This is a genomic window from Arthrobacter pascens (assembly GCF_030816475.1).
Lineage (GTDB): Bacteria > Actinomycetota > Actinomycetes > Actinomycetales > Micrococcaceae > Arthrobacter > Arthrobacter pascens_B.
Genome location: NZ_JAUSXF010000001.1, coordinates 603,866 through 618,172 on the forward strand (window position 1 = coordinate 603,866; position 14,307 = coordinate 618,172).

The 14,307-nt window shown below is 64.7% G+C and carries 14 protein-coding genes; 9 read left to right on the plus strand and 5 right to left on the minus strand.

What is annotated here, in order from left to right; translation table 11 throughout:
• Positions 1-3 precede the first annotated feature (3 nt).
• The 5 genes from QFZ40_RS02740 to QFZ40_RS02760 form a co-directional block, all read right to left on the minus strand.
• Positions 4-402 carry a PEP-utilizing enzyme gene (locus QFZ40_RS02740; RefSeq protein WP_306902719.1) on the minus strand — a complete coding sequence of 133 codons (399 nt, stop codon included), beginning with the start codon at positions 400-402 and terminating at the stop codon, positions 4-6.
• Position 403: 1 nt separating this feature from the next.
• Positions 404-820 carry a hypothetical protein gene (locus QFZ40_RS02745; protein ID WP_306902721.1) on the minus strand — a complete coding sequence of 139 codons (417 nt, stop codon included), beginning with the start codon at positions 818-820 and terminating at the stop codon, positions 404-406.
• A gap of 138 nt (positions 821-958) precedes the next feature.
• Positions 959-1,480, minus strand: a complete 522-nt coding sequence (locus QFZ40_RS02750; protein ID WP_306902722.1) for a hypothetical protein — start codon at positions 1,478-1,480, stop codon at positions 959-961.
• 1 nt (position 1,481) lies between these two features.
• A complete protein-coding gene (locus QFZ40_RS02755; protein ID WP_306902723.1) occupies positions 1,482-2,039 on the minus strand; it encodes a hypothetical protein in 558 nt (185 codons plus the stop codon).
• A 160-nt stretch (positions 2,040-2,199) separates the two neighbouring features.
• Positions 2,200-3,213: a LacI family DNA-binding transcriptional regulator gene (locus QFZ40_RS02760; RefSeq protein ID WP_306902724.1), complete on the minus strand. Its 1,014-nt coding sequence runs from the start codon at positions 3,211-3,213 to the stop codon at positions 2,200-2,202.
• A 151-nt stretch (positions 3,214-3,364) separates the two neighbouring features.
• On the opposite strand from QFZ40_RS02760, the gene QFZ40_RS02765 reads away from it, so the two are divergent.
• The 9 genes from QFZ40_RS02765 to QFZ40_RS02805 all read left to right on the plus strand — a co-directional run bounded on the left by QFZ40_RS02765 (position 3,365) and on the right by QFZ40_RS02805 (position 14,297).
• Entirely contained in the window at positions 3,365-3,715 is a 351-nt protein-coding gene (locus QFZ40_RS02765) for an L-rhamnose mutarotase (protein WP_306902725.1), read from the plus strand.
• An 80-nt stretch (positions 3,716-3,795) separates the two neighbouring features.
• Positions 3,796-4,962: an L-rhamnose isomerase gene (rhaI, locus tag QFZ40_RS02770; protein WP_306902726.1), complete on the plus strand. Its 1,167-nt coding sequence runs from the start codon at positions 3,796-3,798 to the stop codon at positions 4,960-4,962.
• A gap of 8 nt (positions 4,963-4,970) precedes the next feature.
• On the plus strand, positions 4,971-7,016 hold the full coding sequence (locus QFZ40_RS02775) for a bifunctional aldolase/short-chain dehydrogenase (protein ID WP_373427458.1): 2,046 nt from the start codon (positions 4,971-4,973) through the stop codon (positions 7,014-7,016).
• Positions 7,013-8,470 carry a rhamnulokinase gene (locus QFZ40_RS02780; RefSeq protein ID WP_306902728.1) on the plus strand — a complete coding sequence of 486 codons (1,458 nt, stop codon included), beginning with the start codon at positions 7,013-7,015 and terminating at the stop codon, positions 8,468-8,470. The genes QFZ40_RS02775 and QFZ40_RS02780 overlap by 4 nt, the downstream gene beginning before the upstream one ends.
• A gap of 160 nt (positions 8,471-8,630) precedes the next feature.
• On the plus strand, positions 8,631-11,162 hold the full coding sequence (locus QFZ40_RS02785; protein ID WP_306902729.1) for a glycoside hydrolase family 95 protein: 2,532 nt from the start codon (positions 8,631-8,633) through the stop codon (positions 11,160-11,162).
• 69 nt (positions 11,163-11,231) lie between these two features.
• Positions 11,232-12,251 (plus strand): acetylxylan esterase, encoded by a 1,020-nt coding sequence (locus QFZ40_RS02790; RefSeq protein WP_306902730.1) that lies wholly within the window; start codon positions 11,232-11,234, stop codon positions 12,249-12,251.
• A gap of 272 nt (positions 12,252-12,523) precedes the next feature.
• The gene (locus tag QFZ40_RS02795) at positions 12,524-13,681 is read left to right on the plus strand and encodes a 3-deoxy-7-phosphoheptulonate synthase (protein WP_306902731.1); all 1,158 of its coding nucleotides are present in this window, start codon (positions 12,524-12,526) and stop codon (positions 13,679-13,681) included.
• A 141-nt stretch (positions 13,682-13,822) separates the two neighbouring features.
• The gene (locus tag QFZ40_RS02800; protein ID WP_306902732.1) at positions 13,823-14,047 is read left to right on the plus strand and encodes a helix-turn-helix domain-containing protein; all 225 of its coding nucleotides are present in this window, start codon (positions 13,823-13,825) and stop codon (positions 14,045-14,047) included.
• A gap of 151 nt (positions 14,048-14,198) precedes the next feature.
• Positions 14,199-14,297: a 30S ribosomal protein bS22 gene (locus QFZ40_RS02805; RefSeq protein ID WP_003792170.1), complete on the plus strand. Its 99-nt coding sequence runs from the start codon at positions 14,199-14,201 to the stop codon at positions 14,295-14,297.
• The last annotated feature ends 10 nt before the right edge of the window (positions 14,298-14,307 follow it).

Here is a 14,307-nt window from a genome sequence, read left to right on the forward strand (position 1 = left end):
GGCTCATGGTGGAGCCCCGCCGGGATTGCGCGGATCCTGGTGGACGGTTCCATGTGTTCCGTCCACCAACAGCCTTGTTCCGGGCCTGATACGGGTCAGGGCGTCGGTGATCCCCACGACGGCGGGTATGCGATATTCACGGGCGACGATTGCGGCGTGGGACAGCACACCGCCTGTTTCCGTGATCACCGCAGCGGCCATCCCGAACAGCGGTGTCCAAGCGGGGTCGGTCGTGTGGCATACCAGGACGTCGCCAGGCCTTACGGCGGAAAACTGATCCACGCTGCGGATGGTCGGTGCCGTCCCGGTGGTGATACCGGGGCTGGCGCCGATTCCGGTGAGAACCGCGTTCGAAGGATCGATACTTTCCGTTGCGTCCGGGTCGGGAGGGGTGGAGTTCACCTCAGCCCGCCAGACCTGTGTCGTGCCTGCCGGACAGCCGGTCGAGCCGCTGCTGGGCGGCCTGGGCGGAGCGAAGGCCGAGGCTTCCGGCGATCTGGGGCCAGGTCAGTCCTTCCGCGCGTGCAAGGAACAAAAGCGCGGTTTCCAAGGCATCCACCTCCGCCCGGGCGGCGGAAAGCAAGGTGAGTCCTGCACGGATGTCCGCGGTATCCACTGACTCTCCCCGCCCGGGGCCGGTGGCCCGCCACAGGACGTGCTGGACGAGGTCCGTCGCGGAAGGCGGTTGCTTGCCAGCCAGCCAGGGGCGGGGCGGCAGTTCAGATGCGCCCCTTTCCAGCAACGTGCGCGTCGCCTGGGTCTGACGGGCGGCGTCCTCAAAGTCGCCGGCGCCGGTTTCGGCTCCCTGGGCCTCGTTCATACCCCACTCCATCTCCCGTCGGCGTCGTTCGGACTGAACCTACAGCTTCCGCAGCAACAGGATGTTGTCAACAAAGTGTTGAGGCTCTGGAGCAGACTGGCGGGCAATAACCCGGGGCGAATAACCAGGTCGGGGCGCTTAGCGGGGGCTGATCGCGGCGGAAAGCAGCCGATCAAAGCTGGCGGTCCCGCTCTCGGGAGGGATTGCCGTCATGACCACAAGCCATTTCCCGGCAGCATTCTTCTCCAATATCGGAGCCCGTTCCACATGCAGTTTCAACCCGGGCACGCCGTCGACGGTGAGGGCATGCTGCTCTCCGCTTCTGACCAGCTGCCGAAAATGCCTGACTGAGAGTTGATCTCCGCGGTTCCCGGTCACCTCGACGATTGTGTCATTGACCCGCTTGGTAAGCCCCCGCAAATAGCTTCGCTGGCTGGAGATTGCAGGAACCGTGAGAATCGCCGGAAAGATGACCGTGAACAATGCAATGGCACCGAAATTTCTGAGGATGGGCATGAAGATCATGGAAACCAGGCAGAGGATCAAACCAATAATGCTGAGCAGGACGAACCTGACCGCCGGGTCATCGCCTGGTTTCTTGGACCAGCGCACGACTATGACGCTGTTCGTTCCATGCTGGTCTTGCGCTGAATTCTCCACGCTAGTGCCCCTTTACCTCCATCAGTGCTTCAGCCAGGATGACTGCCTCACGTGCTTCCTTGAGATCGCTTCGCAGGCCCAGATCGGGAATGGTCGCGGCGGCCCCGGTAGGGCCGGCAAGTTCGGAAAAGGCCCTGCCCAGGTTTTCGCGGTCGTAAGACAGCATCCGGGACGAATTCAGCTTGGTTCTGCTGAGCTCAAGCTCCAGGAGCGACTTGTCGATTGCGTCCTGGCGTCGTTGCAAGAGCGACAACTTTTCCGTGAGTCGGAAAGCGCGGTTACGGAGCATGGATTCCATCTTCGCCGCCGTGTCGTGCAGCTCACGCAAAGCCGTGTATGTCTGCGGTGTTCCGGAATGCCCGGCTAACTCTTCACTGACGTGGACTCGACGTCGTTCCCATTTCCGCACCGCCGACTGGTAGGGCACTAACAGCAGCGAGACTGCTTTCATCGCCTTGTCCACCGACCCGGCCCGCATGTTCAGGCTGGCCGTGGCGGCGTCCAGCCTCTGGAGGAACGCCGCGTAGCTATCGTGTGGGGGAGTGATCTCAGTCTTCATGGGTCACCCGCCTTGGCCCCTGCGCTCCGCCGGGAAGCTCCCCGCGGTGCTTCGAAAGGCTCAGGCTGGCGGGAATTCCCTCGCCAAAAAGTGACCTGACCACTCATAGCAAGAGGATAGAGGCTCCCGGTCCTTTGTCATAGGCCCGGCGGGAAGTGCTCTAAGCCGGTCCGGTGCTGTGGCGCACCACGAGTTCCGGCGTGAAGACCACCGCGCGGTGCCGGGCGGTGCTCGCCTCCACTTCTTCGGCAAGCAGTTCAATGGCGGTACGTCCGATGGCCTCTGTGGGCTGGCGGATCGAGGAAAGCGGCACCACGGCAGAGACTGCAAAGTCGATATCGTCGTAGCCGATCAATGCGATGTCCTCAGGGATCCTGAGCGTGTGCGTCATGGTGAGGGACTGCATGACGCCGAGGGCCAGAAGATCGTTGGCGCAGAAGATGCCGTCAGGGAGTTCGGCGCGGTGGCGTTCCACCAGCATGTTTCCCACGCTCCGGCCCGCGAGCACGGTCTGCCCCTCCGAATCAAGGACCTCCAGGGTGGCATCCTGCTCCTCCTTGACGGCCCGGCGAGCACCCTGCAGGCGGTCAGCCACCTGACGGATGGAGGCGGGACCGCCAACAAACGCAAGCCGACGGCGGCCGGTGTCCAACAGGTGGCGGGCGGCAAGGTACCCGCCGGCGTCGTCGTCTACGGAAACCGAGCTGTAGTGGTTCTCATCAGCGAGCCGGTCCACCAGGACCGTGGGGATGCCGCGCTCGCGGAGCTGGTCCAGCCGTTCAGTAACGTCACCCACAGGCGAGATCAGCAGGCCCTGCACGCGCTGTTCCTGGAAGAGGTCGATGTAGTTGGCTTCGCGGCCGGCATTGTGTCCGCTGTCGCCCAGCAGCACAGCGCTGCCATGAAGGGCGGCGGCGTCCTCGGCCGCGCGAACCACCGAAGTAAAGAAGGGGTTTCCCACATCCAGGACAATCAGGCCGATGGTCCGGCTTTGGCCGGCACGCAACTGGCGGGCAGCATCGTTACGGATGAAGCCAAGTTCGTCGATTGCGCGCAGGACGCGGTCCTTGGTTCGCTGGGACACCCTGTCCGGGTAGTTCAGTACGTTGGAGACTGTGCCCACTGCCACGCTTGCGTGGGTTGCTACGTCCTTAATGCTGGCTGAACGACTCATTCTTCTTCGTGCCTCCATGTCGAGTCCCGTGCGTTCCCGCATGCCCATCAAACCGAGGTCGGGAAATTGCTTGACACCTGCTTAGCTTCCAGAGTACGTTGAATCGTAACAATGAAACGATTCAAAGAACGAGAAACCGGGGGAGTGTCGGATGAGGGTATGTTTCCGCTCATCGGTCCAGCCAGCGCTGATCGATGAGTACCGGCGCCGGCACGCGGCAGTCTGGCCAGAGATGCTCAGAGCGCTCAACGACGCGGGGTGGAACAACTACTCGCTGTTCCTTGCGGAGGACGGGCTCCTCGTGGGCTACGTGGAGTGCGATGACTTCGACGCGGCCAGGGCACGTATGGCCCTCAAAGACGTGAATGCCCGCTGGCAGGCGGAAATGGCGACACTTTTCGAAGATTCCGGCCAGGCGCCTGACGAAGGGTTCCAGGTCCTAGAGGAAGTCTTCAACCTGGATGACCAGCTGGCTGCAGCCACCCGGAGCTCCAGCTCCTGAAGCACGGCACCCCAGCAAAAGAGCTCCAGCAGCGGGGCGACAACAGACCACAGCATGACAAGACACCGGAAAGAACCATCATGAATGACGTAGCAACGGCGCTGGGCAGGCTCGAGGAGCTTGCTATCGAGGTCCCTTCGTGGGCTTATGGAAATTCAGGCACACGGTTCAAGGTGTTCGGCACTCCCGGCACTCCGCGCACCGTGCAGGAGAAGCTCGCGGACGCAGCGAAGGTGCATGAGCTGACCGGGCTGGCCCCCACCGTGGCACTGCATATCCCGTGGGACAAAGTGGACGACTACTCAGCACTGACGGAGTACGCCGCAGGCCTCGGAGTGGGGCTGGGAACCATCAACTCCAACACCTTCCAGGATGACGAGTACAAGTTCGGCTCGCTGACATCCTCGGATGAATCCGTACGACGCCGGGCCATTGACCACCACCTGGACTGCATCGGGATCATGCACGCCACGGGCTCGAAAGACCTGAAAATCTGGCTTGCGGACGGGACCAACTACCCCGGCCAGGACGACATGCGGGGCCGCCAGGACCGCCTGGCCGAATCCCTGCAGGAAATCTACGCCGCGCTGGGCGAGGAGCAGCGCCTGGTGCTCGAGTACAAGTTCTTCGAGCCGGCTTTTTACCACACCGACGTTCCGGACTGGGGCACTTCCTACGCCCAGACCCTGGCCTTGGGCGAGAAGGCCTTCGTCTGCCTGGACACGGGCCACCATGCACCGGGCACCAACATCGAGTTCATCGTGATGCAGCTGCTGCGCCTGGGCAAGCTGGGCTCCTTCGACTTCAACTCCCGCTTCTACGCCGACGACGATCTCATTGTGGGTGCCGCGGATCCGTTCCAGCTCTTCCGCATCATGTACGAGGTCATTCGTGGCGGAGGCTACGGCAGGAATTCCGGTGTGGCCCTGATGCTGGACCAGTGCCACAACCTGGAAGAAAAGATCCCGGGCCAGATCCGCTCGGTGCTGAACGTCCAGGAAATGACCGCCCGCGCCCTTCTGGTGGACACGGCAGCCCTGGGCGAAGCACAGCGCGCCGGGGATGTCCTGGCAGCGAACGGCATCTTCAACGACGCGTTCTACACCGACGTCCGGCCCGTCCTGGCCGAATGGCGTGAATCCCGCGGCCTCCCCGCGGATCCGCTGGCCGCCTTTAAGGCCAGCGGCTACCAGAAGAAGATCAACGAGGACCGCGTCGGCGGCCAGCAAGCCGGATGGGGCGCGTGAGTATCACTATGCAAAACACCAGCAACAAGACTGTTGAAGACCTGATTTCCCGTTCCAACCGCCTGGGTGCGGATAAGCGGAACACCAACTTTGCCGGCGGCAATACCTCCGCGAAGGGCACGGAGACGGATCCGGTCACTGGCGAGGACGTCCAGCTGCTCTGGGTCAAGGGATCCGGCGGAGACCTGGGCACCCTCAAGGCGGAGAACCTCGCGGTCCTGCGCCTGGACCGGCTCACCGCCCTGAAGAATGTCTACCCGGGCGTGGAGCGTGAAGACGAGATGGTGGCCGCCTTCGATTACTGCCTGCACGGCAAGGGCGGCGCCGCTCCCTCGATCGACACGGCCATGCACGGGCTGGTGGACGCCGCGCACGTGGACCACCTGCACCCCGACTCCGGCATTGCCATTGCGACGGCGGTGGACGGCGAGGCGCTGACCACCAAGATCTTCGGCAACAAGGTGGTGTGGGTGCCCTGGCGCCGCCCGGGGTTCCAGCTGGGCCTGGACATCGCCACGATCAAGGAAGCCAACCCGCAGGCCATCGGCACCATCCTGGGCGGGCACGGCATCACCGCCTGGGGCGCCACCAGCGAAGAGGCCGAGCGGAACTCGCTGTGGATCATTGAGCAGGCAGAGAAGTATATCCATGACAACGGCAAGGCCGAACCCTTCGGGCCCAAGCTGCCCGGTTACGCCGCGCTGCCGGAGGCAGAGCGCAAAGCCAAGGCCGCAGCCCTGGCACCTGTGATCCGGGGCCTGGCCTCCACGGACAATCCGCAGTTGGGGCACTTCAGCGATGACGCCGTCGTCCTTGACTTCCTGGAAGCTGCAGGGCACCCGCGCCTGGGCGCCCTGGGCACCTCCTGCCCGGACCACTTTCTGCGCACCAAGGTCAAGCCGCTGATCCTGGACCTGCCCGCTGACGCCTCGATCGAGGACTCGGTCTCGCGGCTCTCAGAACTCCACACGGCCTACCGGGAGGAGTACCAGGCGTATTACAACCGCCACGCGGACGAGAACAGCCCGGCCCTGCGCGGAGCGGACCCTGCCATCGTGCTGGTTCCCGGCGTCGGCATGTTCTCCTATGGCGCGAACAAGCAGACCGCCCGCGTGGCCGGCGAGTTCTATATCAACGCCATCAACGTGATGCGCGGCGCGGAGGCGATCTCCACCTACGCCCCGATCGAGGAATCCGAAAAGTTCCGGATCGAATACTGGGCGCTGGAGGAAGCAAAGCTGGCCCGGATGCCCAAGCCCAAGTCCCACGCCACCCGCATCGCGCTGGTCACCGGGGCCGCGTCCGGCATCGGCAAGGCCATCGCCACCCGCCTGGCCGCTGACGGTGCCTGCGTGGTCATCGCGGACCTGAACCTGGAGAACGCTGAAAAGGTGGCCGAGGAACTCGGCGGACCCGACGTCGCCATCGGCGTCCAGGCCGACGTGACGGACGAAGCCCAGGTTACGGCCGCCATCGACGCCGCGGTCCTGGCGTTCGGCGGCGTGGACCTGGTAGTCAACAATGCAGGGCTGTCCATCTCCAAACCTTTGCTGGAAACCACCGAGAAGGACTGGGACCTGCAGCACAACGTCATGGCCAAGGGCTCCTTCCTGGTGGCCAAGGCCGCGGCCAAGGTGATGATCGCGCAGGGCATGGGAGGGGACATCGTCTACATCTCCTCCAAGAACTCGGTGTTCGCCGGCCCGAACAACATCGCCTACTCCGCCACCAAAGCAGACCAGGCCCACCAGGTCCGGCTGCTCGCCGCCGAGCTGGGTGAGTACGGTATCCGGGTCAACGGCATCAACCCCGACGGCGTGGTCCGCGGCTCGGGCATCTTCGCTGGCGGCTGGGGCGCCAAGCGCGCCGCCGTGTACGGCGTGGACGAGGAGAAGCTGGGCGAGTACTACGCCCAGCGCACCCTGCTCAAGCGCGAAGTCCTGCCCGAGCATGTGGCCAACGCCGCCGCCGTGCTGACCGGCAACGAACTGTCCCACACCACCGGCCTGCACATCCCCGTGGACGCCGGAGTGGCCGCAGCCTTCCTGCGATGACCGTCCGCAGCGTGTTCGCCGCCGTCGACATCGGAGCCTCCTCCGGCAGGGTCATCCTTGGCCGGATCAAAGCCGCGGACCTGTCCGGGGCCGGGACCGGCGTCGAGCTTGAAGTCGTGCACCGCTTTTCCAACGGTGTGGTGGAGATCGACGGCGGGCTCCGCTGGGACTTCGACGCCCTGTTCGAGGAGGTGCTTGAAGGCCTCCGGGCGGCATCCACAGTGGCCGCCGCGCAGGGCGAGCAGGTGGCCAGCATCGGGATCGACACCTGGGCGGTGGACTATGGCCTGGTCAACGCGGCAGGAAAGCTCACTGCCCAACCCTTCAGCTACCGGGATAAGCGCAGCCGGGCTGCTGTTGGACCCGTCCACCGGAAACTGGATCCGGCGCGGCTGTACGCAACGACGGGGCTGCAGTTCCTGCAGTTCAACACCATTTACCAGCTCGCCACGGAACCGGCCTTGAAGGGAGTGCAGGCGCTGCTCATCCCGGACCTGATCGCGTTCCTCCTGACGGGGCAGCGGCGAACCGAGGCCACCAACGCGTCTACTACAGGCCTCTTTGACGCCGTGGCGGGGGAGTGGGCGACGGAGTTGTTCACGGCGCTCGGACTGCGGAAGGACCTGTTCCCGCCACTCATCCAGCCGGGTGAAACCGTCGGCACGCTCCTCCCTGAAATTGCGTCCCGGGTCGGTCTGCCGGCCAGTACCTCCGTGGTGGCCGTCGGCTCGCATGACACCGCATCCGCCGTCGTCGCCGTGCCTGCCCAGGAGGAGGATTTTGCCTACATCTCCTCCGGCACCTGGTCCCTGGTGGGACTGGAGCTGAGGCATCCGGTCCTTACCCAGGCCAGCCGCGAAGCGAACTTCACCAACGAACGCGGCGTGGACGGCACCATCCGCTACCTGCGGAACATGGGCGGGCTCTGGCTCCTCAGCGAATGCCAGCGCACGTGGGCCGGGGAAGGTTACCGGCGGGACCTCCAGGCCTTGCTCCAGGACGCAGGCGCGCTGCCGGCGGGCGGACCGCGAATCAATCCCGATGATTCCTACTTCATCGCCCCGGACAACATGCCGGAACGCATCCGGGCAGCGGTACACCATACGGGGGAACTGCTTCCTGACGACCCCGCGGCCATCACACGTTGCATCATGGACAGCCTGGCCGCAGGTTATGCCAGAGCCATTTCCGCTGCGGAGCGCCTGGCGGAGCGGACTGTTGACGTGGTGCATGTGGTCGGCGGCGGCTCGCAGAACCAGTTACTCTGCCAGCTCACGGCTGACGCCACCGGCAGGCGTGTGGTGGCAGGTCCCGTGGAGGCAACTGCCCTGGGTAACGTATTGGTGCAGGCGCGGGCAGCCGGGCAGGTCACCGGCGGGCTGCCCGAATTGCGGGCCCTCGTAGCCGGCGGACATGAGTTGAGAGTCTTCACACCGGAGCTTTCGACACTCTAATTTTCCCTCATAGATCTGACCATCCAGCCTCCCGTCTCGGCGCCAACTGGCAGATGATGCCCTCAAACTACCGAAAAGGGGTCATTATCTGCTGGTTCGCGCTAAGTGATGCCAGCGACCCCCTGTAATCATCCGATGTTCTCCTCTAGGATTTAGTCCCGTGCACACAGAACATATCCTTGAATACGACGCCCCGGCCGCCGATTGGCTGGAAGCCCTTCCACTGGGGAACGGTCGCCTGGCCGCCATGGTGTTTGGCGGGCAGACGCTCGCCGGGAATCCAGCCCCTGCCGGTACACTCGAGCACAGATTCCAGCTCAACGATGGCTCCGCCTGGTCCGGCTCGCCGCTCAGCCAGGATCTGGAACCGACGTTCAGCCGGGAGCGGGCGGACCGCATCCTTGCCACCTGCCGTCGGCTGATCAGCCAAGGTGACTATGCGGCCGCACACGAATCGCTCAAGGAATTACAGCACCGCCACTCGCAGTCGTATCTTCCGTTCGCTGACCTGTTCCTGACGGTCGCCCCTTCAGAGGTCCCCGGATCTGTTCCAGGCACAGGCAACCCGCCCAAGGATTACCGCCGCATCCTTGACTTGGCCCGCGCCCTCAACTCGACGAGCTACAGTGTGGACGGCCACCGGGTCCGGGTTGAGGCCTTTGCCAGCCACGACCCCTCCGTGCTGGTTATTTCGGTGGAAACGGATGCCCCCGGCGGCCTTGACCTGGCCCTCCGTCTGGAGTCGCAGCTTCGGATCCTCCGCCGTTCCAGCTCCCCGGCCCTGGCGGCCCTGGAACTGAAGATGCCGTCCGACGTCGGGCCCTCGCACGACGGCGGGCTGGTGGAGTACTCGGAGGACGATTCCCTCAGCCTCCAGGGTGCCGTGGCTGTGGCCTGGGAGCACGACGGCAACGCAGCCGAACCGCCTGCAGACAAAACGGACGACGGCGGCCTCGCCGCCACGGGCGTCCGGCACGCGGTCATTTGGGTGACCACAGAAACAACTTTCATGGGGCTGGGCAAGCGGCCGGAGGGCACGTCATCCGAGGCTGCCGCCGCCGCCCGCCGGACCCTCAGCGCCGCCATGGCATCAGGGCGTGACGTCCTCCTGGCCCGCCATGAGGACAGCCACACACGGCTCTACGAAAGCTGCCGGGTCAGTCTGGACGTGCCGGCGTGGACAGGAACCAATACCGGGCAGCGCCTGCTGGCTGCCAACGCGCATCCGGACGGAGCGCTTGCCGCCGATCCCGGGCTGGCCGCGCTGCTGTTCAACTACGGCCGGTACCTCCTGATTTCCAGCTCGAGGACCGCGCCGCCGGGATCCAGGAAAGGCACAGCCTGGCGGGGGACCCCGGCCAACCTCCAGGGCATCTGGAATGACCAGCTGTGTGCCCCGTGGAGTTCCAACTTCACCACCAACATCAACCTCCAGATGAATTATTGGGGAGCAGAACCCACCGGCCTGGCCGAATGCGCCGGACCGTTGTTTGCGCTGGTTGAAGCGATGCAGGAGACCGGAGCTCCTACCGCCCAGGAATACTACGGCGCCCGCGGCTGGGCTGTGCACCATAACTCGGACATCTGGGGCTACAGCAAGCCGGTCGGCCATGGCGCACACTCACCGGAATGGTCCTACTGGCCCATGGCCGGGCTGTGGCTGGTCCGCCACCTGTGGGAGCACCTGCGATTCGGCGCCGGTGACGTTGCTGCCGGAGCAGGCTTCGCCCGCGACGCTGCCTGGCCATCCATCCGCGGTGCCGCCGAGTTTGCCCTGGATCTGCTGATGGAGTTCCCGGACGGCACTGTGGGCACCAGCCCCTCGACCTCGCCGGAAAACAGCTTCACCGTACCCCTCCATGCCGGAGGCTCCGGCAGGGCGTCCGTTGCCGAATCGTCCACCCTGGACCTGGCCCTGATCCGCGACGTCTTTGGGATGCTGGCAAGCCTGGCCGAGGATCTTGGACTGGAGTCCGATCCCGTAGTGGCCGAGGCCCGGGCGGTCCTTCCGCGGCTTCCGGAGCCCTCAGTCGGCCGCGGCGGCCGGCTCCGCGAGTGGCTGGCAGACCCGCCTGAGTGGGAGCCTGAGCACCGTCATGTCAGCCACCTGTACGTGGCATACCCCGGCGACTTGCCCCTGACACCCGAGCTTGAAGCCGCCGTGGGACTTAGCCTGGACGGCCGCGGCGACGAGGCCACCGGCTGGTCGCTGGCCTGGAAGATCCTGCTCCGGGCCCGCCTTCGCCAGTCCGGGAAGGTCAGCGACCTCCTGCGCCTGTACTTCCGGGACATGGCCACTGACCGTGACGGCCACGGCGGGGGACTGTATCCAAACCTGTTCGGGGCGCACCCGCCCTTCCAGATCGACGGCAACTTCGGCTTCGTGGCCGGCCTGGCCGAGTGCGTGCTGCAGAGCCACCGCCTGGCCGAAGGCGTGCCGGAAATCGAGCTGTTGCCGGCGCTGCCCCCTGAATTGCCCGACGGCGTCGCTCACCGGCTTCGCGCACGCCCCGGGGTGGAGGTGGACCTGGAATGGAGGGACGGCAGGCTGGTTGCGGCAACGCTCGCTTCTGCCCGGCCGGCGAGGGTCGCCATCCGCTACGGCGCGCGCGTGCTGGAGCTGGATCTTGAGCCAGAGCAGCCGGCAGTCCTCAACCACGCCACATTCGACGGTGCAGCCCTGCCTGCGTGACATAGGATCGCCAAAAAGTCCCATCCCATCAGCCCGACAACTTCTAGAAACGACAGGACCGGAAGCAGCATGCCCCTCTTCGATCTACCCCTGGACCAGCTACGCAACTACACCTCGGAAGTCACGCCACCGGCCGACTTCCAGGCGTTCTGGGACGCCACGATCGAGGAGGCACGGACATTTCCCCTGGAGGCCGTGTTCGAGCCCGTGGAGAACTACCTCACGGTCATCGACACCTTCGACGTGACGTTCGCGGGCTACGGGGGAGCACCTATCAAGGGCTGGCTCCACCTTCCCGCGAACCGTGAGCCCGGAACCCGGCTCCCCGTCGTCGTGCAATACGTTGGCTATTCGGGAGGTCGCGGTCTGGTCAACCAGGAAACCCAGTGGGCGCAGGCCGGGTATGCGCAGCTCATCATGGATACCCGCGGCCAGGGTTACGGCTGGAAGGTTGGGGAGACGGCGGACCCGCACCCTACCGCTGGCGAGGTTGCCTATGCCGGACTCATGACCAGGGGGGCGGGGAGCCGCGAGGATTACTACTACCGCCGCGTCTACGTTGATGGCTTCCGTGCGGTCGAAGCGGCCCGATCCCACCCGGACGTGGACGACTCGCGCGTCGTGCTGGCAGGGGTAAGCCAGGGCGGAGGCATCGCGGTGGCGGTCGCCGGGCTGGTGGCGGGAAGGCTCGACGGCGTGATCGCCGCGCTGCCCGACGTCCCGTTCCTGCAGGACTTCCCGCGCGCCATCGACATCACGCCGCGTGGCCCGTACCCGGAAATTGCCAGCTTCCTGAGCCGGCACCGGGACCGTTACGAGTCCACGCTCGCCGTGCTGAACTATTTCGACGGCGTCAACCTTGCCAGGGCAGCTACGGTACCGGCGCTGTATTCGGCAGCCCTGATGGATGACGTCTGCCCGCCGTCGACCGTGTTCGCCAGCTTCAACGCCTACGGTTCCGGAAGGACGGATTCGTCCGGAACCGGGGCCGCGAAGGAGATCGAGGTCTACCGTTTCAACAACCACGAGGGCGGCCAGGAGCACCACTGGATCAAGCAGCTGCAGTTCCTGCGCAAGCTCCTGGGCTGACCCGCCACCCCGAAGCCGCTCCCAGACCCCGCCCGACACCGCGCTGAGGTTACAGGCGGATTTGCCGACGCCGGGTCAGTGCGGTTATGGTCTTGGCTATGACTAACCGTTGGTATGCGTATTTTTCGTTGGCTCTGGAGGGGCCCGCGTCTAACTGACACGCATCCAACTTTCCTTCAGAGCCAACAGGGCAGAGATCATTCTCTGCCCTTCGCCATTTCTCCGGCGGGTTCTGATCTGGGCCCGCTTCCTACCTGGAACAGGACCCGAACATGACCACCGCAACAGCCGGAACCTCTGCCGACGGCAAACATGCCGGCGCATCCTCAGCATCCGAATCTTCAACGAAGTCAACGTCCAACCTCCGCGTCAACGAGTTCACTGCGCTGCCCACCCCTCAGGAGCTCATCGCCGAGCTGCCGATGAACGGCAGGGTGACGGACGTCGTCGAACGCGGCCGGGATGAAGTCCGCGCGATCATGGACGGCGTGGATGACCGGCTCCTGGTCATCGTGGGCCCGTGCTCCATCCACGATCCGCTGGCCGGCCTCGAATACGCCCGCCGGCTGGTGAGCCAGGCAGAGAAGCACAAGGAAGACCTCCTGATCGTGATGCGCGCCTACTTCGAAAAGCCGCGCACCACTGTGGGCTGGAAGGGCCTGATCAACGATCCGCGCCTGGATGGCAGCCATGACATGGCCACCGGTCTGCGGGCCGCCCGCAGCTTCCTCCAGCAGGTCACGTCGCTGGGGCTGCCTACGGCCACCGAATTCCTCGAACCCATCAGCCCCCAGTACATGGCGGACCTGGTCTCGTGGGGGGCCATCGGGGCACGCACGACCGAAAGCCAGATCCACCGCCAGCTCGCGTCCGGGCTCTCCATGCCCATCGGCTTCAAGAATGGCACCGACGGCGACCTCCAGGTGGCCATCGATGCCTGCGGTGCCGCTGCTGCCGCCCAGGCCTTCCTGGGCATCGACGGCGACGGCCGCGCCGCACTCGTATCCACGGCCGGCAACCCGGATACGCACGTGATCCTCAGGGGCGGACGGAAGGGGCCGAACTACTCGACCGCCGACGTCGAGGCCGCCTCGGCAAAGCTTGGCGCCAAGCAGCTGAACCCCAGGCTGATTGTGGACGCCAGCCACGCCAACAGCGGCAAGAGCCACCACCGGCAGGCGGAAGTGGCGCTGGAGATCGGGGCCCAGCTCGAGGACGGCGGCCAGGCAGCACAGGCAATAGCCGGTGTCATGCTGGAGAGTTTCCTGGTGGGCGGGGCCCAGAACCTGGACGTAGCCGAGCATGCGGCGGGCCGGTCTGAGCTGGTATACGGGCAGAGCGTGACCGACGCCTGCATGGAATGGGACGTGTCCGTATCCGTGCTGGACCAGCTGGCGGCGTCCGCCCGGAAGCGCCGGACGGCGAAATGATTACCGGGATGACTTTCACAACAGCCCCATGAACCTCTAGAGTATCTAGCACATGGTTGGTGGATGGCTCAGCATCGGCACACCGCAATGGCATATACCTGGGGTCAGTGTTGTCCATCCGTCAGCAAAGGAATAAGGGAAATGTCCGCAGAACAGAACTTCTCGAACGCGAAGTTCCTGACCGTGGCCGAAGTGGCTGAGGTCATGCGCGTCTCCAAAATGACCGTGTACCGTCTTGTTCATTCCGGCGAAATGCCGGCCGTGCGTTTCGGCCGTTCATACCGGGTGCCGGAAAAGGCCGTCGAACAGTACCTCAAAGGTGCTGTGGTGGACGGCGGCCACTCGCAGGCCTCGGAGACCGCCTGAAGGGCCCTGTCAGAAGCCGCTCCCGATAAGCGGTACCCTGTTAAGGAACGTTTTACGTCATTGTAAGAATCTGTCAGTTGTCCAGTCTGTAGCTCTGTCCACGGACCATTTCCATCAGACAGGTACTGCATCTAGTTTGTAAGGAACTTTCGTGGGTTCAGTTATTAAGAAGCGTCGCAAGCGTATGGCCAAGAAGAAGCACCGCAAGCTGCTTCGCAAGACCCGTCACCAGCGCCGCAATAAGAAGTAGAGATACTTCG

What these genes read in the sequence shown, in the direction of transcription:
- QFZ40_RS02745 (WP_306902721.1), bottom strand. Translation starts at nt 820, where the DNA reads ATGAACGAGGCCCAGGGAGCCGAAACCGGCGCCGGCGACTTTGAGGAC.
- QFZ40_RS02755 (WP_306902723.1), bottom strand. Translation starts at nt 2,039, where the DNA reads ATGAAGACTGAGATCACTCCCCCACACGATAGCTACGCGGCGTTCCTC.
- QFZ40_RS02760 (WP_306902724.1), bottom strand. Translation starts at nt 3,213, where the DNA reads ATGAGTCGTTCAGCCAGCATTAAGGACGTAGCAACCCACGCAAGCGTG.
- QFZ40_RS02765 (WP_306902725.1), top strand. Translation starts at nt 3,365, where the DNA reads ATGAGGGTATGTTTCCGCTCATCGGTCCAGCCAGCGCTGATCGATGAG.
- rhaI (WP_306902726.1), top strand. Translation starts at nt 3,796, where the DNA reads ATGAATGACGTAGCAACGGCGCTGGGCAGGCTCGAGGAGCTTGCTATC.
- QFZ40_RS02775 (WP_373427458.1), top strand. Translation starts at nt 4,971, where the DNA reads ATGCAAAACACCAGCAACAAGACTGTTGAAGACCTGATTTCCCGTTCC.
- QFZ40_RS02780 (WP_306902728.1), top strand. Translation starts at nt 7,013, where the DNA reads ATGACCGTCCGCAGCGTGTTCGCCGCCGTCGACATCGGAGCCTCCTCC.
- QFZ40_RS02790 (WP_306902730.1), top strand. Translation starts at nt 11,232, where the DNA reads ATGCCCCTCTTCGATCTACCCCTGGACCAGCTACGCAACTACACCTCG.
- QFZ40_RS02795 (WP_306902731.1), top strand. Translation starts at nt 12,524, where the DNA reads ATGACCACCGCAACAGCCGGAACCTCTGCCGACGGCAAACATGCCGGC.
- QFZ40_RS02800 (WP_306902732.1), top strand. Translation starts at nt 13,823, where the DNA reads ATGTCCGCAGAACAGAACTTCTCGAACGCGAAGTTCCTGACCGTGGCC.